Genomic DNA, 24,605 nt, shown 5'->3' with positions numbered 1-24,605 from the left:
CCGGGCGCCACGGGCTCCGCGGGACAACTTGCCAAAATTGTCGCCGGACAGTTTCGCCGCCTGGCAGTGGAGACAACGCCCGCTATCCTCTTGCCATCTCAGGTATCCGGGGTCACGCCGCTAGGGGGAGCAAGCATGACCACGAACCGTACGTCGCGCATGCACAGTCCACACCGCCAGATGACGATCGACGCCTTCAGCAGGGATGTGTTCGGGCACCTGCCCCGGCAGGATCAACGCCGTTGGGCAGAGACGTATCTACGAGGACTGATCGGCACACCGGGCAAGAAGTCCGTGCGGCGGATGGCCGCCGCGGTCTCCGGCGGTCCCACCGCCTCCCAGTCGCTCCACCAGTTCGTCAGCGCGAGCCCCTGGCCGTGGGACCCTTCGCGCCGTGCCCTCGCCGACTGGGCCCGGCAACGGGCCGCCGTACGGGCCTGGAGCCTCGTACCGGTCGTCGCACCGAAGCGGGGCGAGCACTCCGTCGGCGTGCACCGCCGCTTCGATCCCGCGGCCGGACGCGTCATCAACTGCCAGGCCGGCATCGGACTGCTGCTGTCCGGTTGCTGCGGCGACGTACCGGTGGACTGGCGGCTTCACCTTCCCGACGTCTGGTGCCGGGACCAGCAGTTGCGGCGCCGCGCGCGGATACCCGACTCCGGGGACGCCCGCCCGCTGTGGGCACTCGGCATGGAACTCGTCGACACCCAGATGTGCCGCCACGAGGGGCCGCCGCCACCGGTGGTGGCGGACGCCAGGGAACTCCTCGACACCGCCTCCCTGGTCAACGGATTGTCCAACCGGGGCCTCAAGTTCATCGTCACCGTCTCGGGGACCCTGGTGGTGCGCGGCGGCCCGCACCTCGGTTCACAATGGCGGGCGGGCACCAACTCCCTGGCGGCCCGCCTGTGCGTCGTCGACCGGCGCCTCCAGCGCGGCGCCCCCTCCCTGGTGACGACCGCCCGGGACCGGCACCGCCACACCGCCGTCATGTGGACCCTCTCCGGCCCCGTCCATCTCCCGCACGGCCAGCAAACGATGCGCCTGCTCGCCAAGTGGCATCCCATGCACCCCAGCCCGGCCCGTGTCTGGCTCACCAACATCGCCGACATCGACGCACTGCAGGCCCTCGCCCGTACCCAGGCCGGCGTCGGTGCCGCGATGCAGACCCTCCGGGAACGCTTCGGACTGCTCGACTTCGAGGGCCGTTCCTTCCCCGGCTGGCACCACCACATGACCTTGGTCTCGGCCGCGTACGGATGGCACCTCCTCTCCGGCTCCGCTCCCGACCGGCACGTCCCCACCGACGACTTCACCCCGCCCTTGGGCGAACTCCAGCCGGCCGGCTCCTGACACCCGCACCACCCGGGTCGGCGCCGCTGCCATGCCGGCGCCGCCCTGGCTACCGGTCGCCGTGATCACCGAACGCCCGGGCGCGGCACCGTCGTTCTTCCGACGGTTCAGTGGGAAGCGGTCTGCCGCGGGGCCGACGGGCCGCTTCGGGCGGCGGTCGTCGGCGCAGGAGCGGACCCGTGCAGGGCTCGGAGGACGCTCTGGTGAGTGAGCCAGCCGACGAGGCGTTCCCCGTCCGGGTCGAGGACGGGCAGGCAGGTGCCGGAGGCGGTCACGCGTGCGTGCACGGCGAGGGTCAGCGGCATGTCTGCGCTGATGACCGGGGCGAGTCGGACCGCGGAGAGGTGCGCGCTCCGTGGGCGGATCATCCGTAACCGCGGTGCGAAGGCCGGCCCGTTGGCCGAACCGGGTGGCCCGCTCCCTCATCGCGGAGGATGAGTCAGGTCACGGAGAGGGGTTCCCCGACGGGGGCTCCAGGAGCGTCATCGCGAGGGAGAGGGTGAGCAGAAGGACTTCGACGACGACGCTTTCGCCCCCTGGGGGGTCGCTCCAGTAGCTGTCGTCGACGCCGCGCTCCGGGATCTCGGGGATCCACGTGAGGACGTTTCCCAGCAGCGGACCGTCCGCGACCCAGGAGGCGAGCAGCCACGCGTCTCGGTACCGGCCGGTTCGAAGCCCGGCGAGCAGCAGCCCGGCACACACCATGCCGCCGCCTTCCACCAGGTAGTAGGCGAGGGCGATGTAATGCGGAGTCTCATCGCCGGGGATACCGCCCTGGTCCTCGACGTGGACCCAGACGATGGCCAGGCACAGCACCGCGGCCATCACCCGGGCGGCGCGGTCGATTACCGTGCTACGACAGTGCATGCGGCAAACCTCCTGGAGCGGCGGACGACAGCGCTCCCGACAGATCAACGAGCCGACTGGCGTGGCATCCCGGACTTCGCCGAGAGGGACAGTGTCGGGAGCGGTGCGCGTCGCGAGGAGTGGGGTCAAGACGTCGTGCGGTGCCTCAGTGGCTGTCGCGCCCGCGCGACGGGACTTCAGTGCCCCTTCCACGAAGGCCATGCGCCGCACCGCTGGCGGTCGTGGAAGCGGGACACCGAGGTCGGGACGGACGGCGCTCGGGGGCGCCGGGTCAGGCCGTCAGATCCGTGGCGAGTTCGTCGGGGCTGAGGACGTCCTCGCCGTACAGGTCGTGCAGCCAGTTGGTTTGGTAGATGGTGTCCAGATAGCGCTCGCCGAGGTCCGGTGCGATGGCCACCGCGGTGAGGTTCTGGTCTTCGTGCTGGCTCAGCCAGTGCGCGGCTCCGCTGACCACCGTGCCGGTGGAGCCGCCGAAGAGGAATCCGCGCCTGGCCAGGCGGTGGCAGGCGCGGATGGTGTCCGGTTCCTCGACGCGGACCACCTCGTGCACGTAGGACTCGTCCAGGATCGCCGGGCGGACGCTGGTCCCCAGGCCGGGGATCATGCGGCGGCCCGGTTCGCCGCCGAAGGTCACGGAGCCGGCGCTGTCCACCGCGACGATCCGTACCTGTCGGTGCAGCGTGCGGAAGTAGCGGGCGCAACCCATCAGGGTTCCGGTGGTGCCCGCTCCGATGAACAGCACGTCCAGACCGGGGAAGCGGCGGGCGATGGCCGGCGCGGTGGTGCGGTAGTGCGCCTTCCAATTGTCGGTGTTGCAGTACTGGTTGAGCCACACGTACCGGTCGTCGGACTCGCACAGTGCCTTGACATGGGCGATCCGGGCGCCGAGCAGTCCGCCTTCGGCCGCCGGTTCGGAGATGATGTGCACCTGGCTGCCCATCGCCTCCATGAACCGTCGCGCGGACAGGTTGCACCGGGAGTCGGTCACGCACACGAAGCCGTAGCCCCTGCTGGCGGCTATCAGGCTCAGGGCCACGCCCAGGTTGCCGGACGAGGACTCGACCAGGATGGACCCCGGCTTGAGGATCCCGAGCCACTCGGCGGCCTCGACCATTTCGGTGGCCGCCTTGAGTTTGATCGAACCGGCGAAGTTGAAACCCTCGCACTTCAGGAAGAGGGAGTGACCGACGATCGGCCGCAGGTCGACGTACAGGTCCTCTTCGTTGAAGTCCGTGGGGACGGAGATGATGGTCATGACGCCTCTCCGAACAGTGGTAGTGACCTTGGTCGTTCAGCCATAGCGGCGCAGCTCGTGGAAGAAGTCCTCGACGACGTGCAGTTCGCCCGAGCGGGCCACCTCGTCGTAGACGTGCTTGCCGACCGCGAGGTCCAGGACCCCGAGTCCGAACGGTGAGAACACCACGGTCCGGTCCGCCGGTACGGTCACCCGTCCCTCCATCACGTCGTCGAGCGTGCCGGCGAGGAAGTCCCTTCCCCCGGTGCGTTGTTCGGCCAGGTGGGGTGAGGTGTCGGCCTTCAGGCAGTGCTCGATGTCGTCGACGATGTTGGTGGCGGCGAGCACGATCTCGGGGGCGAGGTCGCGCAGCGAGATGTGCAGGACCAGTGGGTGGTGGTCGAACCAGGACACGTCGCTGACGTGTGGTTGTCCGGCGATGGTGGCGAAGACGACCAGGTCGCTGTTGCGGATGAGTTCCTCGGCGCTGTCGCGTACCGTGATCAACGGAGTGTTGGTGGAGGTCTGTTCGAGGTAGGTCCGGAATCCGGTGGCGCTGTCGGGTGACAGGTCGTGCACGCCGATCTGGTCGAACTCCCAGCCGGTGCCGGCCAGGAAGGTGTGGATGTAACGGGCGATCAGGCCCGTGCCGAAGAATCCAATGCGGCGGGGACGCGGTCGGCCGTGGCTGAGCCGGTCGGCGGCGAGCGCGGCGGACGCCGCTGTCCTGGTGGCGCTGATGATGGAGCTTTCCAGACAGGCGAGCGGATAGCCGGTTTCGTGGTCATTGAGGATCAGCACGGCCGAGGCGCGCGGGATTCCGGCCGCCACGTTGGTGGGGAAGCTGGAGATCCACTTCAGGCCGTCGATCGGTGACTGTCCGCCGAGCGAGGCCGGCAGCGCGATGATGCGGGAGGTCGGCCGGTCGGGGAAGCGCAGGAAGTACGAGGGCGGGTTGACCGACTTGCCGGCGCCGTGCAGGCGGTAGGTGGCTTCGACCAGGTCGACGATCTCGCGCTCGTGCCCGGACAGGGCCTGTTGGACCTGGGCTCCGGAGATCACCGCGAACGGTGGGGCGGTGCGCGGCGCCGGTTCGTCGGCGGTTGTCTGGGGGCGGGGGGTGGCGGAGTGTGCGGTGGTCACTTGGGGGTCACCTCGATGGTGGGCGAGCAGTCGGTCAGGTGCACCGGGTCGGTCATCGCGACGAGGACTTCGCGTGCCCCGTCGAACGGCTCCCGGCTGTGCGCGGTGCGGATGTTGTCCACGAGCATCAGATCGCCGGCCTGCCAGGGCTCGCGCGCGGTGTGGGTCTCGTAGACGGTGTTGAGGAGTTGGACGGTGTCGGCGTCGATCGGGTCGCCGTTGCCGAAGAAGGTGTTGAACGGCAGTCCGTCGGCGCCGTACTCCTCCACCAGGTATTCGCGGATCTCCGGAGCGATGGTCCACTCGTTGAGGAAGGCGATCTGGTTGAACCAGCAGCGCCGGCCGGAGACGGGGTGGCGCACGACGGCGCTGCGCCGCTGGCGGGTCCGCAGGCCGCCGTCGGGCTGCCACTCGAAGGCGATGGCGTTGTCCCGGCAGTACTGTTCGACGGTGATGCGGTCGTCGGTGCCGAACGCCTCGGCGACGGAGGCGCCGATCTCGTCGTTGTAGGTACGGGTCAGCAGCCAGCCCTGCCGCTCGAACCGCTTGACCAGCCTCCGCGGCAGTGCGTCCAGGACCGCCGCGGAGTCCGCGACGCCGGTCGCCCCGCCGCTGGTGGGTGCGCTCAGGCAGGCGAAGAGCATCAGGCCGGGCAGTTCCAACGTGTAGCTGAGCTCGTGGTGCATGCACATCGGCTGGTTCTGCGGCCACTTCGAGGAGGAGTACACCCCCTCCTCGTAGGTCTGGCGCGGGGCGAAACTCTCCTTGTCGGCCATCAGGTGGGGGGAGAGCGTCCGGAAGGCCGCCGTGGTCTGGGGCACGTCGCGCAGGCCGAGGCCGCGCACCAGGACGGCGCCGTGCTTGGTGACGGCGGCACGGAGTGCGTCGCGGTGTCGGGCCACCCACTGCACGGGGTCGCTGCTTGCCTCGGCCTGCAGCATCGGCGGCTTGCCGGGTTGGACGGACACCTCGAACAGTGCGGCTGATGGTGGTGTTGCGGGCATTGACGTCCCGTTCCTTTCTCGTGCTCTGGTTGCTTCTTCGGGGCTTGGTGTGGGCGTCACCGAGGAGTGGTCGGCGGGTGGACGGCGCGCAGGACGGCCTGCGCCGTCTCGGCCGGGCGGGTGCGCGGGAAGTAGTGGCCGCCGTCGGGGAGTTGGTGCAGGTCGACGTGGTCGGCCAGGGTCCGCCACTGGAGGTGTCGGTGTGCGGCGTCCGCGGTGATCGGGTCGTCGTCGGCGACGATGACGGTGAGGGGTGTGGTCAGCCTGGCCGTCGGGGGACGGTCGAGGGCGCCGGCGAAGTAACGGTGGGCGCAGAGCGCGTCGTGCCGGTAGGCGGAAGCGGCGCGGGTGGCGCGCTGGCGGTCGAGGTCGCCCAGGGTGCCGTAGCCGCTGTCCGCGCTGAGCTCCTTGGCGATCTCCTCGTCGCTTTGGGCGGCGAGCGCGCTGGCGGCGGCGTATCGGTCGGGGGCTTCGCCGGGCAACTGGGCGCTGAGGAAGACCCGTTGGGCGGGGGCCTGGCGGGCTTGCAGGAGTTGGGCGGTCGCCAGGGCGAATGCGGTGCCTGAGGAGTGGCCCCACAGCAGGACCTCGGTCAGGCCGCGCTGGGTGATCTCCGCAACGACTTGCTCGACCACGCGTTCCAGTGGTGCGAAGGGTTCCTGGTTGACGGCGAGGTCGTGGCCGGGCAGTTCGACGGCGTGGACCGCCAGTCCGCCGGCTTGGAGGTGCCTGGCCACCTGTTGGAAGTTGACCGCGTTGCCCCCGGCGTAGGGGAAGCACACCAGGTGGCCGATGGGCTCGCCCTCGGGTTCGGCCAGGGTGTGCAACAGCCCGCGGCGACGCTCCTGTTGGCCGTCGAGCAGTGCGGCCAGGTCGGCGAGGACCGGGTGCCGGGTGAGGTCCTTGAGGGAGACGGCGCGGTCGAGGGCGATGGCCAGTTTCACGGCCGACAGGGAGGTGCCGCCCAGGTCGAAGAAGTGGTCGTGCCGCCCGATCCGGTCCTCCGGGACGCCGAGGATCTTCGCCCAGGCCCCGGCCAGTCGCCGCTCGGCGGGTGTGCGCGGTGCCTGGTGGTTCTCGACGTCCTCGGGTTGGTTGGCGAGCGCGGTGAGGGCCTTCTTGTCGATCTTTCCGTTGGCGGTCAACGGCAGTTGTTCGCGCCAGTGGAAGGTGCCGGGCACCATGTACGAGGGCAGCGACTTGGCGAGTTGTTTCCGGAGGCTCTCGGTGTGCAGGGGCTGTGGGCCGCTGTAGAAGGCCACCAGGCGCTTGCTTTGGTGGTCCCCGGCGACCGTGACGGCGCCGTCGCGCACGCCGGGCGCCCGCAGCAGTGCGTTCTCGATCTCGCCGATCTCGATGCGGAAGCCGCGGACCTTGACCTGGGCGTCGCGGCGCCCGAGGAACTCCAGCTTGGCGCCGGGCAGCCAGCGGCCGTAGTCGCCGCCCTTGTAGAGCCGTTGGCCTGGGTAGTGCGGGTCGTCGAGGAAGGCGTCCCGGGTGCGTTCGGGGTCGTTGACGTAGCCGCGGCCGACGCAGACTCCGGAGAAGACGATCTGGCCCGGGGCGCCCAGCGGCACCGGCTCCAGGTTGTCGTCGACGATGTAGACGCGCACGTTGTTCACGCACGGCCCGAGCGGGATCCGGCCGTCGTCCGGCGCCCCTTCCATGACCTCGTGGTTGGTGTCGTCGGAGGTCTCCGTCAGGCCGTAGGCGTTGACCAGTCGGATGCCCGACACGGCGCCGAACCAGCGCTGGGCGAGCTCCGTCTTCAACTCCTCACCGGTGACCGACACGCAGCGCAGGTCCGGGAGTTGACTGGGGTGGAGTTCCAGGTGGGTCAGGACGGCTTCGAGGTAGGAGGGGACGACCTGGAGGACGGTGATGCGTCCGTCGGCGAGGGTGTCGACGAAGCGCGGGACGTCGAGGATCACCTTCTGCTCGACCAGGTGGGTCCGTCCGCCGACCAGGAGTGCGGAGACGAGTTGCCACAGGGAGATGTCGAAGCACTGCGGTGCGGTCTGGGCGACGACGCTGCCTTCGATGATCCCCAAGTCGCCGATCTTGGCGTAGAGATGGTTGAGGAAGCCGGCGTGTTCGCACATCGCGCCCTTGGGCTCGCCGGTGGAACCGCTGGTGAAGTAGATGTAGGCGAGTTGGTCGGCACCGACGTCGACGCCCAGGTCGTCGGTGCCGAGGTCGTCGTCGGCCAGGACGGTGTGGATGTCCAGGGAGTGGGTGTCGGGCAGGGCGGCCAGTGCCTGGTCGAGGGTGGCGGTGCTGCCCGGTTCGGTGAGGACGAGGCGGCATTCGGCCCGGGTGAGCACGGCGGCGATGCGGTCGGGGGGAAAGTGCGGCTCGATGGGCAGGTAGACGCCGCCGGCCTTGAAGACGGCCAGGACGGCGGCCATCCAGTCGAGGTTGCGTTCGGTGACGACGGCGACGACGCCTTCACGGGTCAGTCCCTGGGCCAGGAGGGCACGCCCCAGGCGGTTGGCGTGGGAGTTGAGCTCCTGGTAGGTCCACTGCCGGCCACCGTGCACGGCGGCGACGGCGTCCGGGTGGCGGCGTACCCGCTCCTCGAACAGTTCGTGGAAACGGTGGTCGGGCAGGTCGAGGTCGGGGCCCGTCAGCGCTTCGAGTTGGAAGCGGCGTTCGGCCACGGACAACAGGCTCTGCGTCGCGTGCTCGGCGTCGGGGTCCGCTGCGAAGCGTGCGAGCGCGGTGAGGTGGTAGCCGGTGATCCGGGCGGCGTACTTCGCGTCCAGCACCTCGGTCCGGTAGCGCAGGTGCAGCGTGATCCGCCCGTCGTGCCGCAGTATCGCCAGCCTGAGCACGGTGGTGTCGGCCAGTTCGTCGTCGGTCCCGGACAGGTCCAACTCCACCTCGAACGGCGGCTGTTGGGCCAGACCCAGTTCGGCCCTCAGGGCGTCCACCGGGTAGCCGTGGTGGGAGCGGAGTTCGGCGGCCGCCCAGGCGGCGTCCCGCGCCAGTTCGCGCCAGGTGCGGGAACCGGTGGAGACCCGGCAGGGCAGTGCCGGTCCGCCGTCGGCGGAGAGGTAGCCGGTGACCACCTCCCGCTCGCCGGCGAGCGCGGCAAGGACCTTGGCGTGTGCGGCCAGCAGGGCCGCATTCAGGCGTACGTCCAGACCGTCGGTCCGTTGGCGCAGCCTCGTCACCAGGGCGTCCGGAAGGGGCAGTTCGTGTTCGGCCACGCCGGTCGCCGGATCGGGCGCCCACCGCGGGATCGCGGTGAACCCTCCGGCGGAGAGCACTCTCGTCCAGTACTCGCGGTCGACGTCCTGCGGATTGTCCATCGGGGTTGCCTCTTGTTCCTCTTCTCGCCGGCGCCACGGTGGCTGGTGGTGGTGGGCCGTGGCGGTCGGCGGTGGCGGGTGGCGTACCGGTTGGTGTTCCGGTCGGTGGTACGGGATTTCTCAACCGTCCAGCGTGTGACGGGTGTTGGTCGTTCCGTGGGTTCGGCGGCGCAGTGACGGCCTGGCGATCGGCTTACCGCAAGGTGGCCGCCGCTGCGGTGCCTGTCTGGGGCGCCCGCTGCCGGTGGTGAGGGGTCTCGGCGGCCGGGTTTCCCGCCCACACTGCGTTGTGGGGTACGTCTTCGCCCTTCATCAGGAAGGAGTCGGCGGCGAGCACCGCGCCCTCCCCCATCGTCACGCCGTAGTGGACGAGTGCACCCACCCCCAGGGTGCTGCCGGTGCCGAGCGTTGAGTGATCGGACTTGAAGGTGCCGTCCTCCTGCGAGTGGCACTGGATCTTGCTGCCGGCGTTCAAGGTGGAGTCGTCGCCGATGGTCGCCAGCGTGCGCTCCGTGATGAAGCAGCCGTCGTCGAAGACCCGACGGCCGACCCGGACTCCCAACATCCGCCACAGGACGTTCTTGAACGGGGTGCCGTTGAAGGCGTTGAAGTGGGTTTCGGGTACCTTCCACAGCCGCTCGTGGTGCCAGAAGTACGGGTCGTAGATGGAGCACACCTTCGGCTGCAGGGGGCGGAACCGCATCAGGCACCGCTCGATCAGCCCGAAGTAGGCGGCGGTGAATCCCACGGAGAACACCAGGAACACGGCGTCCAGGAGTTGTCCGAGCGCGTCATCGCGGTAGAAGGTGGCCACGCTCAGCAGCGTCAGCGCGAAGAAGTGCAGCCACCGCAGGAGGAGCAGCAGGCCGATGGAGCGCAGGTTGTAACGGTTCTTGGCCGCCAGGCGGCGGCGCAGTTCGTCGCCGTCGCGCAGGTGGTCGAAGCGGGCGTCGCGCTCCACCGTCCGCGGGATCTCGAAGCTGGGCGAGCCCAACAGCCCCACGCCCTCCCGGATTTCGCCGTCGAGCGGGACCATCACCTTGGTCGCCAGGAGGCAGTTGTCACCGGTCCGGCCGCCGACGGGGTAGGCGATGAAGTTGCCGAGGAAGTTCTGCCTGCCGATCTCGGTGCGGGACACGCTGAAGGAGGTGTGGGAGATCTCCGCGTTGAGGATCGACAGTCCGTCGGCGACCATCGTTCCGCTGCCCACGAAGCTCAGGAACGGGGATTCGTGCTGTAGGCCGCTGCCGAAGTTCGAGCCGGTCTGCTCGACGCGGGAGAGGTCGTACCCCAGGCCCTGGAGGTAGTGGACGATGTAGGAGCTGTCGCCGAACAGCCAGATGAAGAACTTGAGGTTCGTCATGCGCGCGATCGCGCGGTGCACGCCGTACTGGAAGCCGTAGAGCGGATAGACGGTGTCCGGCCTGATCACCCGGCGCAGCAGGCGCGGCACGGTGCAGAGCACGACCAGGCCCAGGATGACGAACCCGAAGAACAGCGCGAGGGAGAAGATCAGGGTGTCGAGGTAGAACGCCGTCGAGGTGACTGACTCCTCGCTCAGGGCCTTGTGGCCCACAGGCATGGGGACTTCGGTCAACAGCAGGGCGGCACCGCCGATGACCAGCGGCAGCCCGACGAGGAACGTCCTCAACAGGCTGACCAGGCCGAAAGCGATCCGCCGCGGCGTGCCACAGTGCGCTGGTGCGACCCGCACGTAGTTCAACTCGGTGCGCTCGGCGGGGGATCCGTGCCACCGCTGCCCGCTCGGTACGGTCTCGCCGCGTTGGAGGGTGGAGGTGTGGCCGAGCTGGGCCCCGTCGCCCATCGCGGTGTCGATGTCCAACACGGTCCGCTCGCCGACGAACGCATTGCGGCCGAGGGTGACTGTGCCGGTCTGGATCCGCCCGGCGTGGGCCCGGTAGCAGAGGAAGAACGAGTCCTTGCGGAGCACGCTGCCGGTGCCGATGGTGAGCAGGTCGGTGCAGACGGGGACGTGGTGGGAGAGGATCGTGACGTGCTTGCCGATCTTCGCGCCCAGGGCGCGGAGATAGAGCACGTACACGGGGCTGCCGACGAACAGCACCATGGGGTTGGCGTGCAGCAGCACCTTGACGATCCAGAAGCGCAGGTAGGTCAGCCCCCAGATCGGGAACTCCCGCGGCTTCCAGCGGCCGATGAGGACCCACTTGGCCACGATCGGGAAGAGGCTCAGGCCGATGCACTCGGCACTGCCGAAGAGCACTGCCCGGCCGTAGACGCCGATCGCTCCCGAGGCGTTGGAGACCCAGTCGTAACCCCTCGTGGTGGCGAGGGCGGTGAGGTAGGAGTAGCCGAGGAAGAAGAGCAACTGCAGTGTCCCGCACAGGGCATAGCGCAGGCTGCTCCCCTGTGGCGGCGCCTCGACCGGGGCCGGCCCGACCGGCGTGGCCGGCTCGGGTGTGGCGTGTTCCAGTGCCGCCGCGAGGCTGCGGACGGTGGAGTGCTGGTAGATGTCCTTCATCGACACCGACGGCAGGTCCGGTCGCTTTCTGACCCGCGCGCAGAAATGCGCCATCACCAGTGAGTCGGCGCCGAGGTCGTTGAAGAAGTGGCTCTCGACCGGGACCTGTTCGACGCCCACCACCTCGGCTAACACCTCGGCGAAGATCTCCTCCAAGGCGTGTGTCGGATCCCTCTCCTCCCGAAGGGCGGGCATGGTTGTTTCGGTCAGGCCGTCGGTCGGGATGTCGGTGGACTTGCTCGCCATGTGTACTCCGTACGTTGTGTGGTGGCCCCGGAGGGCCAGTGCGGCTGTGGTGCCTTCGCTGTGGTGGTGTGGCCGCCCCGACCCTCCGGGGCCCGGCCTGCGATCCAGGTGTGCGTTGCCATGTGCGCCGGTGCCGGGGCGACGACACCGGGTTCTTTACTCGGACCGAACGAACGCTGTGCAGGGCAGCGGGAATTACTCAACGAGCACGGATTCAGGTGCGGGCAGGTCACCTCACCGGAGAGTGCCGAACGCTGCCGCCATGCACCCGAAAGAAGTAGGCAACAAGCGTCGGCGCTCGACGTAACCCGCCGCACCCGGGAGTGAAGTGAGCGACCGGCGCCAGCCGGCCACCACAGCAGGGGAGTTGGCGGCCCGGCCGAGAGCCGACCCGGCGCGCTCAATGCGGCCTGGTCCACCCCACCCCGACTGCCGGCTCACCCCGTCGAGCAACCGATCAACGAGACCTCGCCCCGCGCCCGTCGACGCGCCGCAACCCCCGACTACCGCGCCGGATGAGCCCGTTGTCCACCGGTCAGTTCACCGCCGCGTCCGCAGGCCATATCGCCACCCGCACCGACACCAGTCACCTCCCCCGTGGCGAGGCTCGTGTTGGTGCCCGACGTCGCCCCAGCCTGTCGAAGCGCGGATGCCATATGGCGGCTCGTGCACGGCAACCGGGTTCTCACCCCCGCCCCTTGGTTCAAGCAGGCGGCATGGCTTCGTCATTGAGACTCCTTGAGAGCCAAAATCCATAGGGAAAGCGAAACTCTGTGCACCAGAATGGAGCGGAACTCGCGGGTCCACCTCCAGTGATCAACCGGTAGCTTACCGTGTGACTTCCATGTAACGACCCCGCGTAGCTCTAGCAAAAACCAAATCCACGTATACAGATTCCCGGCCCTCTCCCCTTCCCCATGTCAACGGGATGGAGACAGCGAAGGGCACACGATCTGGCCGAATGCCGACCGGTCGACATCAGGCCAGTGGAATGCGGCCCGCGCACAGGAAAGCCACAGACATTGCATGGCGCAACGGTTCTAAGAATTCACCACGTGGCATCCTTGCCCCGCGCACTACGACTCCGAGGCTTCGCACCTGTCCTACAACGCGAGAGGAGGCTGGATCTGTCAATCGGATGCGAAACTCCCACTGTTCTTCAAGTGACGTGTGGTACAGGTGAGGTGACGTCGAACCGTTCGAAATTGCCATTCTCACAGTCGTCTTGACGCGGGCTTCGCTTTCCCGGTGTTCTGTGGTCTCCGCCGCCTCGGCCATGCCCCCGAGGCTTAACGTCGAAGAGTCGGACGTCCCCTGTGACCTGCCCTTGGCCGATCGGACCCCGTCAACCGAGGGCACCGCCGTGACGAGCGAGGCCGGCGATCGGACAGGACGCCCTCGTGAGGCGCCCGGGAGCATGGACTTCGGTGAGCCAAGAGCACTTGCCTCCAGAGGCCAGCGGCGCCCGAACCCCACTCCTGACGAAGGGAGTTGGCCACCTCGGTGCACTGCGGGTCCTGACCGGCAGCCGCGTGCGGAGTTCGCCGCCGTGAGCAAGTCGCCCACGCTCGCCGCCGAGAGCTCCGTCAGGCCGCCACGTCGAACACGCATATCGCCGGCATCGACATGAACGGCAAGCCAACAGCGCCATACTGGCGCCGGATGAACCGGATGACCGTGGAGTGCCTGCCTTAACGGGCGGGCGCGATGGCTAGGCGATCCGTATCGCCCCGACACACTTGCCGGACACGGCGGGCCGCACGCACACTCCCCCGCTACAACAACGCCGCATCAACACGGCCGAGGCCGGGAGAGGACCCGAAGCCCCGTCCTGCCCGCTACGCGGGAGCTTTTTCCCAGCGTCGCGAGGGAGTTCTCCCATGACGTCGTGTGCACGACCTTCGGGTCGCAGCCGTCGCCGCACGTTCCACGGCATTCCAAGATCGCACCCTCGGTCGGACAATAGGAATTTCCAGCCCACGAAGCAAGATTCCCATGCCCGCGCCACAGCGGGCATCGAACATCGAATCGCTCTAGATCACCTGGACGGGGGAGTTTGCGCGACCTTCTCCCCGGACTCCCCCGGCACGCACCACGCAGTGGATTCGTTCACCAACGGGGCCGCGACGTGGGAATCGACGCGACACGCCGCTTTTTCTGAGGGCCCGCACGCCGACCGCCCAACCCGCACATTCGCTCTCATCACCACGGGCCGACGCCAAGACCCCGGCCGGGTTCCGCTCCCGCAGTATCCCTCTCAATTCCCCCTCGGTCAGGCCCATCATGCAGGCCGCGGCATCGCTCAGGGAAGAGCATCCGCCGCCCGTACCCCTCGAAACCGAACACGGGTTGCCCTACCGGCCGTTGAACGGACCGCTCGGGGCCCTATCGGCGTGGACATCAAAGGATGGTGCGCCGACCCGCAGATGGGCCGGACCGCCCGGTCAGACGGGCCGTTGCCGTGCCGCGCGTGACTGCAGCAGCCTCTTGTCGGGCTTGCCCGCGTCGGTCAGCGGCAGCGCGTCGGCGAAGGCGATGTACGCCGGTTCGAACATCGCGCCGCGCTCCCGGCGGACCATGGCCCGTAGTGCGCCCGCGCCCACCTCGGAGCCCGGGGCCCGCACCACGGTTGCGTGCACCCGTTCCGTCCGATCCGCGTCGCGGACGCCGTAGACGGCGCTCTGGAGCACCTCCGGGTGGGAGTTGAGGAGGTCCTCCAGCTCGGTGGTGTAGACGTGGCCGCCGACCACGACGATCATGTCCTTGATCCGGTCGACGAGGGTCAAGTAGCCCTCGTCGTCCAGGAATCCGACGTCGCCGGTGTGCAGCCAGCCGTCCCGGAGGACCTCGGCGGTCAGCTCGGGCTGCTTCCAGTAACCCTGCATGACGTGGCCGGAGCGGACGCAGATTTCGCCGTGCTCGCCGGGCGGCAGGTCGCGGCCGGCGGAGTCCCGGATCGCCACCTCGACGTCGGGCAGTACCTTGCCCGCCGAGCGCAGTCGCCCGGGGCGGTTGAGGTCGTGGTCGTCGGGGGTGAGGACGCTGATGCTGCCGGCCTCGGTCTGGCCGTAGCCCTGCAGGAGAACGGGGCCGAAGCGGCGGATGGCATCGGCGATGCGGGCCGGGGATGACTGGCACCCGCCGTAGATCACCTGGCGCAGGCTGGAGGTGTCGGTGCGGTCCGCGTGCGGGTGGTCCACGAGTTGGTAGAGCAGCGGCGGCAGTAGGTAGAGGTGGGTGATGCGTTCGCGTTCGATGGCGGCGAGCACCCGGCCGGGGTCGAAGTCGTCCAGCAGGACCACCGTGCCGCCCGCCGCCAGCAGATGGTCGGCGATCAGCCCGGCGGCATGGGCGAGGGTGGTGGGCACCAACTGCCGTGGCCGGGCGGCATTTTGCCCGTCGGGCGTGCGGGGCATCCTGCCGGCCCTTGCGAAGCTGGTGCAGATGCCCTTGGGGTGGCCGGTGGTGCCGCCGGTGTGGCGGATGGAGCAGATGTCCTCGGGGCGGGCCAGTCCCGAGACCGGCTCGGTGGACTGGGCGGCGGCCAACTCCAACAGATCGGTTCCCCACGTGCCGGCGCCGAGGGTCAGCAGGTGCGGAACCGGGGCCGTGGCGGTGACTTGGGCGGCCCGCTCGGCGTACGCCGGGTCCACGATCAGTGCCTGGGTCTCCACGTCGCGCACGATGGCGGACTGGGAGTCGGCGGAGAGCTTGTTGTAGAGGTGGTTGACCGGGCAGCCGAGCAGGTTGGCGGCATAGCGTGCGGCCAGGGCCTCGGGGAGGTTGCCACTGAGCAGCGTGACGGTCTGGCCGCGCTTCAGGCCCTGGGAGCGCAGCGCGTGCGCCAACCGGTGGACCAGGTCACGGAACGCACCGGCGGTGATCCGTCGCCCTTGGTGGACCAGCGCCTCGTGGGCCGGGGTGTCCCCGAGCGAGTCCAGGATGTCGTCCACGAAGGAGCGGAAGGGCAGGGCGGCGTTGGGCATGTGGGTTTCCTCCGGCAGTGGGTGAGCGGTTTCGAGCCGACGGCCCGGGGTGGCACAACGGGGCTCGGGCAAAGGCGGGCAGCGGGGATCACCCCCGACTCGCCGTCGGTGCCCAGGATTTGCCGGGCCCCCCGAATCGCCGTCCCGGGAACAAAGTAGGTTTCCTAATCACGTTAGGCAAGTGCATAATTGGATGAGGTCGATGGAGGGATGACTGTGACCCGAGGGCGCGCAGGGCTGAGCACGGAACGTGTGGTGCGGGCGGGGGCGGAACTCGCCGACGAGATCGGCTTCGACCGGGTGACCCCGACGGAGCTGGCCCGACGGTTCGACGTCAAGACCGCGAGCCTGTACGCGCACATCAAGAACCTCCAGGACCTCAGGACCCGGATCGCCCTGCACGCCCTGGAGGAACTCGCCGACCTGGCCTCGGCCGCCATGGCGGGGCGGGCCGGCAAGGACGCCCTGGCCGCCTTCGCCGACGTCTGCCGCGACTACGCCCGCCAACACCCCGGCCGCTACGCCGCCACCCAACTGCGCCTGGATTCCGCGACGGCAGCCGGCAGCGCCGCTCCCAAACACTCCCAGATGCTGCGGGCGATCCTGCGCGGCTACGACCTCGCCGAACCCGACCAGACGCACGCCGTCCGCCTCCTGGGCAGCGTCATCCACGGCTACGTCAGTCTGGAGGCGGCCGGCGGCTTCAGCCACAGCGCCCCCGACACCCAGGAAACCTGGTCATGGCTCCTCCACCGCCTCGACGCCCTGCTCAAGAGCCGGCCCACGCCTTGACTCGGCCCCGCACCAGTCAGTCCCGCGGCCAGAGCCGCCGGCCGGCACCCGGCGCGCGTGACCGTCCGGGCCGAGGGCGCGCAGCGAACGGCGGCCCGCCCGCGGGCCTTGGCCCGAGCCCCGGACACCGCTCGTGCGTCAATTGGCAACGTCGGACCACGAGTTCCGGCATGACTGGGCCGGGCACGCCCCGGTCCGCGTGGGGACAACCCTGCGGGGATCGTGCGCGCATACCTGCTGGTGCCGACCGTCACCGCCGCCGTCACTCACGTGCTGACGAGCCAGGCAGACCTATGACGACGAACTCGCCAGGCGAGGTGGGGTGGAATGAGTGAGCACGGCCGACGCGGGCGGCACCGTACGGTGGACCGGGTCGCGTGGATCCTGGAGGCCGCCGCGCGGGCGCCGGGCGGGGTGACCGTGGCCGAGTTGGCGCGGACGATCGGGGCGCCGGCGAGTTCGGTGCAGGACCTGGTCAACGGCCTTGTCGCGACGGGCTTTCTGCTGGAACAACACCGGCGCTTCCGGCTCGGACCCGCCCCGCACGTCCTCAACCTCATCGCCGGCCGGGTCGTCCCGCGGCTCAGCCAGGCCGAGCTCGACGAACTGAGCCGCGTCGCGGGTACCCCGGTACTGCTCACGGTGCGGGTCGGACTCGACGCCGTGTACCTCGCACGCGGCGGCGAGGACCACATTCCCCGCCTCGTCCCGCTCGCCGACGAACACCTGGCCCGGCCGCTGCTGCGCACCGCCGCGGGCCGTCTGCTCCTGGCCTTCACCGACGAGGCGGAGCGCCGCGGCCTGCTCGACGAACTCGCCCGCCATGACCCCGAGGCGGTCGCCGAGTTCCGCTCCGCCCTCCCCTCGATCCGGGCGTCGCGGATCAGCCGCAGCGAGGGACTGGCCGACCCCGAGGTCAGCGCGCTCGCGATCCCGGTCACCGACGGCCCCGTCGTCACCGGAGCCCTCGCCCTGATGCACCGGCGTCGCGGCCGCTCGGAGCGACTGCGCCTGGACCGAGCGGCGGCCCGACTCCTCGCGCACCTCCAGGAGACGCGGACGTGACGTCCGCATCCCTTCACGGATATCCGTGAATCCAGGCGATCGTGCCGTGCGGGAACGAGCATCCGGGCATGACCTCACACACGTTGAGCACGACCCAGCCGACAACGCCGCCGTCGTCGTCCACCGACGAGATCGTCTCCCAACTGCTGCACACCCTCGGCGACCCCGACCCGGCCCGGGGAGCCGAGGGCATCACCGTCGTCGGGGCCGATCCCCTGGTGCCCTCGGTGCACCGCCTCGCCGATTCCATGTCCGCCGCGATCGGTGTCTTCGGCCGGCAGACGGCGGCGCTCGGCGAACAGCGCGGTCACCGACACCAGAGGGTAGAGGTGCAGGCCGGAGCCGCGATCGACCAGCTCATGGCGACGTATCACACGACACTCGCAGGGCGCCCGATCGGCGCCTTGCTTGAGGACCCGGCACTGCTCGACAACAACGACTTCTACCGTGCGCGCGACGGCCGTTGGATCTTCATCATCACCACCTATCCCCATCTGCGGGACGCGGTCCATTCCGTGCTGAGGTGCGGGCTGGACAAGGTGGACATCGCGCGGGCCGCGGCCGACTGGGACGCCTTCACGCTGGAGGAGGCCATCTGTGCACGGGGCGGCGTCGCCTGTGCGGTGCGCAGCCGGGACGAGTGGCTGGCGCACCCCGCGGGGCGGCATGTCGCACAGCGCCCGGTCGTCGAGATCGAACGCGTCGGTGACGGACCGGTCCGACCGCTGGAACCGATCGGTGAGGCCGACGAGGCGCTCACGGACATCCGGGTGCTCGATCTCACCCACGTCATCGCGGGTCCCGTATCGACGCGGCTGCTCGCCCAGTTCGGCGCCGACGTGCTGCACCTGACGCGTCCCGACCGCCCCGACCCGATCCCGATGATCGCCATGACCGGCGGCGGCAAGCGCAACGCCTACTGCGACCTGCGCGACGCTGACGACCGTGCGGCCTTCCACGACGCGCTCCAGGAAGCGGACGTCTTCGTCCACGCCTACCGGGGGCTCGCCCGACACGGGGCGTCGACCGAGGAACTCATCCGGCGCCGCCCCGGACTCATCACCCTCGAATACCACGCCTGGGGCGCCGAAGGCCCCTGGGCCGAACGCGGCGGGTTCGATCAACTCGCCTGCTCCGCAACCGGATTCGCCATCGAAGAGTGGACCGACCGCCCGTCACTGCCGCCCACCTACCTGCTCAACGACTACCTCGCCGCCTACCTCGGCGCCGCCGCCGTCACCACGGTCCTGCGCCGACGCGCCACCGAGGGCGGCTCCTGGCGCATCCGCGTGACCCTGGCCGGAGTGTGCCACTGGGTGCAGGAACTCGGGCTGCTGGCACGGGAGGACGTACTCGCCCTGCCCCGGCCCGGGCGCACGCCGCTCGCCGCGCTCTCAACCACCGCAACCGACTTCGGCCCCCTCGCCGAACCGGCCACACCGTTCACGTACAGCGGCCGCACCGTCCCCCAGCCCGGCCGACGCACCCCACTGGGATCCGCAGCGCTCCAGTGGCGCTAAGGGTTGTGCTCGGAGGCGGCCCCGGCGAACGCATCGCCGGGGCCGCCTCCTTCAGCGCCGTCATCCACCGCGCTGTCCGTCCCCCGCAACACCTCCATGAGCAGGCGTCGCAGCGCCGTCACTCGATCGGGCGGTGTGCTGGGGTGCCGGGTTCCGCCGGCGCCGTGTCGGCAAGGATTCGAAGACCGGGGGGACTTCGCGGGTCGTCAAGTCTAGCAAGGCACAGGGACGTTGCGGCACCGGCCGCGCGGCACGGCGACAGCCAGGGCGCGGGAAGTGGACGTGGTGCGGCGCGGCCGTCGACACAACGCAGCGGGAGTCTGCGGGCTGCTTGCTGCCGCCCGGTCCCGGGACTGTTCGGGGAGAGTGATGCATGCGGCAGTGATCCGCGGGGACCCGCGGCCTTTCCCGGTGTCTGTTGTCGTCCCGCTCCTGGTTTTCGCCGCACTTGACGGATTCGTCGAGGGCAGCGTGCTGACCCTCATGCCCGCCATCCGAGATCTCCTGGGCACCGGCACCGGGCCGGCCATGTGGATCTCGGCGACGCAGTTCCTGTCCGCCGCCGTGTGCGTGCCCGTCTGCGGACGCCTTGGCGATCTGTACGGCCACCGCCGCATGCTGCGCGTCGCACTCGGGATCACCACGGCCGGATGCCTGCTGTGCGCCCTGGCACCGGGACTTGCCCTCTTCCTCGCCGGTCGCGCCCTGCTGGGCATTCTCAGCTCCATGGTTCCGCTGGGTGTCGGGCTGGCCCGCGATCGGCTGACGGTGAACGACAGTCGGCGCGCAGTCGGGATGCTGATGGCCGCCCTGCTCCTCGGGTCCACCGCCGGGGACGTCTCCGCAGGATTCCTGACCGAGGCCCTGGGCGACGTACGGGCGGTGCTGTGGATCCTCACGGCACTGGCCGCGGTCTGCCTGGCCCTCTGCCTCGCCCCGGGTGTCGCGGAGACCCGGTACCGAGCCGGCGGTCGGATGGACTGGCGTGGCACGGCGCTGCTGACTCTTGGCCTGACGCTGCTGCTGGGGGCCACCTTCCAGGGCACGGCGAACGGCTGGACCTCCCCCGGTGTTCTGGCCGGACTGCTGCTGGCGCCGGTGGTCCTCATCCTGTGGCTGTGGCTGGCACGGCGCACCCACGAACCGCTTGCCGACGTACGGGCGATGGCACGCCGCGCCACCGCTCCGGCATTCGCCTGTGGATTCACGCTGGGCGTCATGGTCCTGGGCGGTCAAGGAGTCCTCGTCGCCTACCTCGACGCCTCGCCAGAACGCACCGGCTACGGATTCGGCCTCACGCAGGGGGAGATCGGGCTGTGGCTGGCCGTACCGTCCCTGGGCGGCTTCCTGGTCGTGAGCGCCTCGGCCGCCGTCGCCCGCCGGGTCGGCTACCGCACCATGTTGACGTACGCCTTCCTTCTCGCGGCCGTCGGCTTCGCGGTGAAAGCCGCCGGACACCGCACCATGCCGGCCTGGGGCACCGGGCATGTCCTCTCCGGCCTCGGCACCGCCCTGGCTGTCGGCGGGATCCCCACGGTGATCGCCGAAGGCAGCCCGCGCGGGCGGGCCGCCGTGTCAACGGCCGTGTACGACACCCTCAAGACCACCGGCGGCAGTTTCGCCGGGGCGGCCGCCGCCGCACTGCTCAGCGCACTGCTGTCCCCGAACACCCACCAGCCCACCCTGACCGCCTACCTGATCCTGTGGGGCCTGAGCACCGTCCTCGCCCTCGTGTCAGCAGCAGTCATCCGCCTCACTCCGGACAACTGACAGCACTCTGGTCCATCACCCCCTCCGGAGGGTTCGCGCTCCTCTCCCGGGGTCAACTTCCGGTCACCGCAGAGTGGTTGACCGCCCCGGGTACCCCTCGCGCGATCGATCCGACGGGGCGGGCGCGGCGAGGGCGATGGCGATGGCGATGGCGATGGCGATGGCGATGGCGATGGCGATGGCGAACCAACTCGCCTGCTCAGCAAACGGATACGCCATCCCAGGTGGCTCATCGTTCCGCCTGACGGGCAAAGCCGCCCCGAACCGCATCCACACTCTCGTCCGCATCCGCATCCGCACGCCACGGCTGGGGTCGTGCGCGCAGTGGGGACTGAGTCTGGGGTATTCAGTCAACGAGGAAATGAGGCACGGATCACCCAACGACGCCGCCCCAGGCGCTCGTTGACGTCGAATCGATGACCTTGCGTGCGGCGCGGACGCCGATTCGCTTGGCGCGGAGCCATGTTCGCAGGTGGGGATGTCGTACGCCGCGCCTGTATCGGGGCGTTGGGGTTTGAAGGCGTTTGACGTATCGGCCGTGGGCGATCCGTTGCGCCGGCCTGTGCCTTCGTCGCCGGCACGCGGTCGGGTGCCGTACGGGCGGTGCTACCATGCCCGCGTGATCATCGAGGTCGACAGACTGTAGCCGCTTCGAAGGCGGCGTTCCCGGGGGCACGTTCACCACGTGTCGTGAATGTGCTGTTCCACGCGTCTTGGCGCGGGGCTGCTTCCGTGTGTGGTGTCGCCCTCTCCCTGGGGCGCAAGTGTGGTCGCCGGTCCTCTCGTTGAAGCCGTTCTCTTCCTTCCCCGCCGTGTGCGCTGGTCCTCTTCGTGCCCGGTGAGGGGGACGAAGGATGCGCGCGGGTACCGTCGACGCCACGCCGGGCGGTATCGGGCTTCCTCGTGGAACGTGACCGGACTGTCGCGTCGTGCGGTGCCGTGGGGCGCCGTCTCAGCCTTCGAACCTGTTGTTCTCAGTGCGGGCCCGCCCTGGTCGGCTTCGGCTGCCGGAGGCGATTGCGCCTGCCCGCCTGCTGCGTTCCCCTCCCCACGAGCCTCCAGGGGGACCGGCGTTGGCCGCCACCGCAGGCCGCTTCCCCCATCACTCTTTGATCACGAGGAGAGACACCAGTGCCGCAGACCACGATTCCCGACTTCCCCCTCGACCGCGCTCCCGGCTGCCCTTTCGACCCACCGCCGCACTTCGCCGCCCTGCGCGCGCAGGCTCCGCTCGTCCGGGTACGGATCTGGGACGGGCAGACGCCCTGGCTCGTCACCCGTTACCAGGACCAGCGCGCCGTGCTGGCCGACCCGCGCTTCAGCGCCGACCCGAGCAGGCCGGGCTTTCCCGCGCCGACCGAGGGCTTCAAAGCCCAGGGCAGCCAGGAGGTGCAGGCCCTGAGCATGCAGGACGATCCGGAGCATGCGCGTCAACGCCGCATGCTCATCGGTCGCTTCACGGTCAAACAGGTCACCGCGATGACTCCGCGGCTGGTGCGGATCATCGACGACCTGCTGGACCGGATGCAGGCCGCCGGGCCGCCCACCGACCTGGTCGGAGCCTTCGCGCTGCCCATGCCCTCTCTGGTCATCAGCGAACTGCTCGGCGTCCCACGGCAGGACCATGCCCTCTTCCAGCGCGTGGCTGGCACGATGATCTCCCGGGAGAGCACCGTGCAGGAGTTCACCGCCGCCCGCACCGAACTCGCCGACTTCCTCGGCCACCTGATCCGGCGCAAGGACGACGATCCGGGTGACGACCTGCTCAGCTCGCTGATCGTCACACGGCTGCGCACCGGCGAACTCACTCCTGCGCTCCTCGTCGAAACCGCGATAACGCTGCTGGTCGCGGGGCACGAGACCACCACCAACCAACTCGCCCTCGGAACACTGGTGTTGCTGCGCAACCCGGACCAGCTCGCCGTCGTCCGGGACAGCGACGATCCCGTCAGAGTGGCGTTGGCCGTCGAGGAACTGCTGCGCTACCTGTCCATCACCCAGAACGGGCTCTCCCGGGTCGCCACGGAAGACGTCGAGATCGCAGGCCGGCTCATCCGCGCGGGCGAGGGCGTGATCGTGCCGAACGCCTCCGGCAACCGCGACGCGGCCGTCTTCCGCGACCCCGACCGGCTCGACGTGGACCGGCCGGACGTACGCGGACACCTCGCGTTCGGCTACGGCGTCCACCAGTGCCTGGGACAGAACCTGGCCCGCAAGGAACTCCAACTCGCCTACTCGGCCCTGTTCCGCCGCTTCCCCGAACTGCGCACCACTCTCCCCGACGAGGACATCCGCTTCAAACACGACATGATCGCCTACGGCGTACACGCATTGCCCGTCACCTGGTGACCCGGAACCGCCCGCCGCCTACGCGCCCCTGCAACCTGTGCGCTCCACGCCGCCTGTGTGCTCCTCGCTGCCCCGCTCGGTTCCGCTGCCCGCGCGCCCGGCACGTGCCGGCGCACAGCCCACACCCGTCCAGAAAGGCATCCATGAACTCCCGCCCCACGCCCGGCAACAACCCGCAACAGACCCCCACGACTCCCCCACGGACCACCACCTGCCCAGCAGCCCCGTCCGATCCGACGGCCTCCGCAGTTCCGACGGACTCAACCGCTCCCGCGACTCCCGCGGATCAGACGGATCAGACGGATCGGACGGATCAGGACACCTGGCCCGCCTCCGTACCGTTCGACCCGGAAGTGGCGATCGTCCTGGACAGGCTGGGCGAGCTGCGCGGCGCCGAGCCGTCGTCACCCGCGGACGTGCCGCGGTGGCGCGCGCACCTCGCCCAGACCGCTCCCGATCCCACACTGGAGGAACTCCGCGACGGCGGGGGCTTCGAGGTGGTGGAGCGTGCGGCACCGGGACCTGACGGAGCGCCGGACGTCCCGCTGCTGATCGCCCGCCCGACGGGGCTGTCCGACGGTGCACCCGTCCTCTACCACCTGCACGGCGGCGGCATGATCGGCGGAACCGGCCGCACCGGCATGCCCGGCATCTTGCGCGAGTGGGCCGCGCCTCTCGGGCTCGTCGTGGTCTCCGCCGACTACCGTCTGGCTCCCGAACACCCGTACCCGGCGGGCGTCGAGGACTGCTACGCGGGCCTGGTGTGGGTGGCGCGGCATGCCGCGGAGATCGGCGGCGCCCCGGAGCGGATCGTGGTGGCGGGCGGCAGCGCGGGCGGCGGGCTGGTCGCCGCCGTCGCGCTCATGGCGCGCGACCGGGGCGGACCACGCCTCGCCGGCCAGCTGGCCATGTGCCCCATGCTCGACGACCGCAACAACACCGCCTCCGCCCGGCAGATGGCCGGCCGCGGCGTGTGGGACCGGCGCGCCAACGAGGTCGGCTGGACGTCGCTGCTCGGCGAGGCCCACGGCACGGACCGGGTCCCGCCGTACGCGGCACCCGCCCGCGCCACCGATCTGTCCGGCCTGCCGCCGGCCTACATCGACGTCGGCGCCGCCGAGACCTATCGCGACGAGGGCGTCGCCTACGCCACCCGCATCTGGCAAGCCGGAGGCGATGCCGAACTCCACGTCTGGTCGGGCGGATTCCATGGCTTCGATCAGATCGCACCCGATACCGCCGTCGCCCGCGACGCCCGCGAGGCCCGCGTCCGCTGGCTACGCCGCATCCTCAACCGGTGAACCCACGCCGTTCCCCACGCCCCGTTCCCCCAGCGGCCGCGTGGGGTCCGATGCTCTCCGGATAACCGATCACTTCGGAATGAGGTTCGCAGTCGGCGGAGGCGTATAGAGGTACGGGTCGACAGGGTGCGGTGCGCGTCGACGTCGTAGCCCCGGCCGGC

The 24,605-nt window shown here is 69.8% G+C and carries 16 protein-coding genes; 7 read left to right on the top strand and 9 right to left on the bottom strand.

The genetic code is table 11. The features are described 5' to 3' along the window. The first annotated feature begins 135 nt into the window (after positions 1 to 135). Positions 136 to 1,353: an IS701 family transposase gene (locus PV796_RS37585; protein ID WP_274918233.1), complete on the top strand. Its 1,218-nt coding sequence runs from the start codon at positions 136 to 138 to the stop codon at positions 1,351 to 1,353. A 107-nt stretch (positions 1,354 to 1,460) separates the two neighbouring features. Here the strand turns inward: PV796_RS37585 and PV796_RS37580 are convergent, their stop codons facing one another. From PV796_RS37580 to PV796_RS37545, 8 genes are all read right to left on the bottom strand, one after another. Further along, positions 1,461 to 1,721 (bottom strand): hypothetical protein, encoded by a 261-nt coding sequence (locus PV796_RS37580; RefSeq protein WP_274918232.1) that lies wholly within the window; start codon positions 1,719 to 1,721, stop codon positions 1,461 to 1,463. A gap of 76 nt (positions 1,722 to 1,797) precedes the next feature. After that, the gene (locus PV796_RS37575) at positions 1,798 to 2,220 is read right to left on the bottom strand and encodes a hypothetical protein (RefSeq protein ID WP_274918231.1); all 423 of its coding nucleotides are present in this window, start codon (positions 2,218 to 2,220) and stop codon (positions 1,798 to 1,800) included. Between the two features lie 271 nt (positions 2,221 to 2,491). Next, positions 2,492 to 3,475 (bottom strand): 2,3-diaminopropionate biosynthesis protein SbnA, encoded by a 984-nt coding sequence (gene sbnA / locus PV796_RS37570; protein WP_274918230.1) that lies wholly within the window; start codon positions 3,473 to 3,475, stop codon positions 2,492 to 2,494. 36 nt (positions 3,476 to 3,511) lie between these two features. Next, on the bottom strand, positions 3,512 to 4,597 hold the full coding sequence (gene sbnB, locus PV796_RS37565; protein ID WP_274918229.1) for a 2,3-diaminopropionate biosynthesis protein SbnB: 1,086 nt from the start codon (positions 4,595 to 4,597) through the stop codon (positions 3,512 to 3,514). Continuing rightward, positions 4,594 to 5,601 carry a TauD/TfdA family dioxygenase gene (locus tag PV796_RS37560; protein WP_274918228.1) on the bottom strand — a complete coding sequence of 336 codons (1,008 nt, stop codon included), beginning with the start codon at positions 5,599 to 5,601 and terminating at the stop codon, positions 4,594 to 4,596. Before PV796_RS37560 ends, sbnB begins: the two co-directional genes overlap by 4 nt. Positions 5,602 to 5,657: 56 nt before the next feature. Next, positions 5,658 to 8,915 carry a non-ribosomal peptide synthetase gene (locus PV796_RS37555; RefSeq protein WP_274918227.1) on the bottom strand — a complete coding sequence of 1,086 codons (3,258 nt, stop codon included), beginning with the start codon at positions 8,913 to 8,915 and terminating at the stop codon, positions 5,658 to 5,660. A 193-nt stretch (positions 8,916 to 9,108) separates the two neighbouring features. Continuing rightward, on the bottom strand, positions 9,109 to 11,661 hold the full coding sequence (locus PV796_RS37550) for a Pls/PosA family non-ribosomal peptide synthetase (RefSeq protein ID WP_274918226.1): 2,553 nt from the start codon (positions 11,659 to 11,661) through the stop codon (positions 9,109 to 9,111). Between the two features lie 2,444 nt (positions 11,662 to 14,105). Next, positions 14,106 to 15,647 carry an AMP-binding protein gene (locus PV796_RS37545; protein WP_274918225.1) on the bottom strand — a complete coding sequence of 514 codons (1,542 nt, stop codon included), beginning with the start codon at positions 15,645 to 15,647 and terminating at the stop codon, positions 14,106 to 14,108. 210 nt (positions 15,648 to 15,857) lie between these two features. On the opposite strand from PV796_RS37545, the gene PV796_RS37540 reads away from it, so the two are divergent. From PV796_RS37540 to PV796_RS37525, 4 genes are all read left to right on the top strand, one after another. Continuing rightward, positions 15,858 to 16,439 carry a TetR/AcrR family transcriptional regulator gene (locus PV796_RS37540; protein WP_274918224.1) on the top strand — a complete coding sequence of 194 codons (582 nt, stop codon included), beginning with the start codon at positions 15,858 to 15,860 and terminating at the stop codon, positions 16,437 to 16,439. Positions 16,440 to 16,766: 327 nt separating this feature from the next. Further along, positions 16,767 to 17,504 carry a helix-turn-helix domain-containing protein gene (locus PV796_RS37535; RefSeq protein WP_274918223.1) on the top strand — a complete coding sequence of 246 codons (738 nt, stop codon included), beginning with the start codon at positions 16,767 to 16,769 and terminating at the stop codon, positions 17,502 to 17,504. A gap of 68 nt (positions 17,505 to 17,572) precedes the next feature. Further along, the gene (locus tag PV796_RS37530; RefSeq protein WP_274918222.1) at positions 17,573 to 19,024 is read left to right on the top strand and encodes a CoA transferase; all 1,452 of its coding nucleotides are present in this window, start codon (positions 17,573 to 17,575) and stop codon (positions 19,022 to 19,024) included. 411 nt (positions 19,025 to 19,435) lie between these two features. After that, positions 19,436 to 20,794: an MFS transporter gene (locus PV796_RS37525; protein ID WP_274918221.1), complete on the top strand. Its 1,359-nt coding sequence runs from the start codon at positions 19,436 to 19,438 to the stop codon at positions 20,792 to 20,794. 63 nt (positions 20,795 to 20,857) lie between these two features. Here PV796_RS37525 and PV796_RS37520 read toward each other — a convergent pair whose 3' ends face one another. Beyond that, the gene (locus tag PV796_RS37520) at positions 20,858 to 21,013 is read right to left on the bottom strand and encodes a hypothetical protein (protein WP_274919413.1); all 156 of its coding nucleotides are present in this window, start codon (positions 21,011 to 21,013) and stop codon (positions 20,858 to 20,860) included. A gap of 912 nt (positions 21,014 to 21,925) precedes the next feature. Here PV796_RS37520 and PV796_RS37510 point away from each other — a divergent pair. Both PV796_RS37510 and PV796_RS37505 read left to right on the top strand, forming a co-directional pair. Further along, entirely contained in the window at positions 21,926 to 23,143 is a 1,218-nt protein-coding gene (locus tag PV796_RS37510; protein WP_274918220.1) for a cytochrome P450, read from the top strand. 353 nt (positions 23,144 to 23,496) lie between these two features. Next, positions 23,497 to 24,444: an alpha/beta hydrolase gene (locus tag PV796_RS37505; RefSeq protein ID WP_274918219.1), complete on the top strand. Its 948-nt coding sequence runs from the start codon at positions 23,497 to 23,499 to the stop codon at positions 24,442 to 24,444. The last annotated feature ends 161 nt before the right edge of the window (positions 24,445 to 24,605 follow it).

This window comes from Streptomyces sp. WZ-12, assembly GCF_028898845.1.
In the GTDB taxonomy this organism is placed as follows: Bacteria; Actinomycetota; Actinomycetes; order Streptomycetales; family Streptomycetaceae; genus Streptomyces.
The sequence above is the reverse complement of the archived record's forward strand: the minus strand, read 5'-3'. Positions and strand labels throughout refer to the sequence as shown.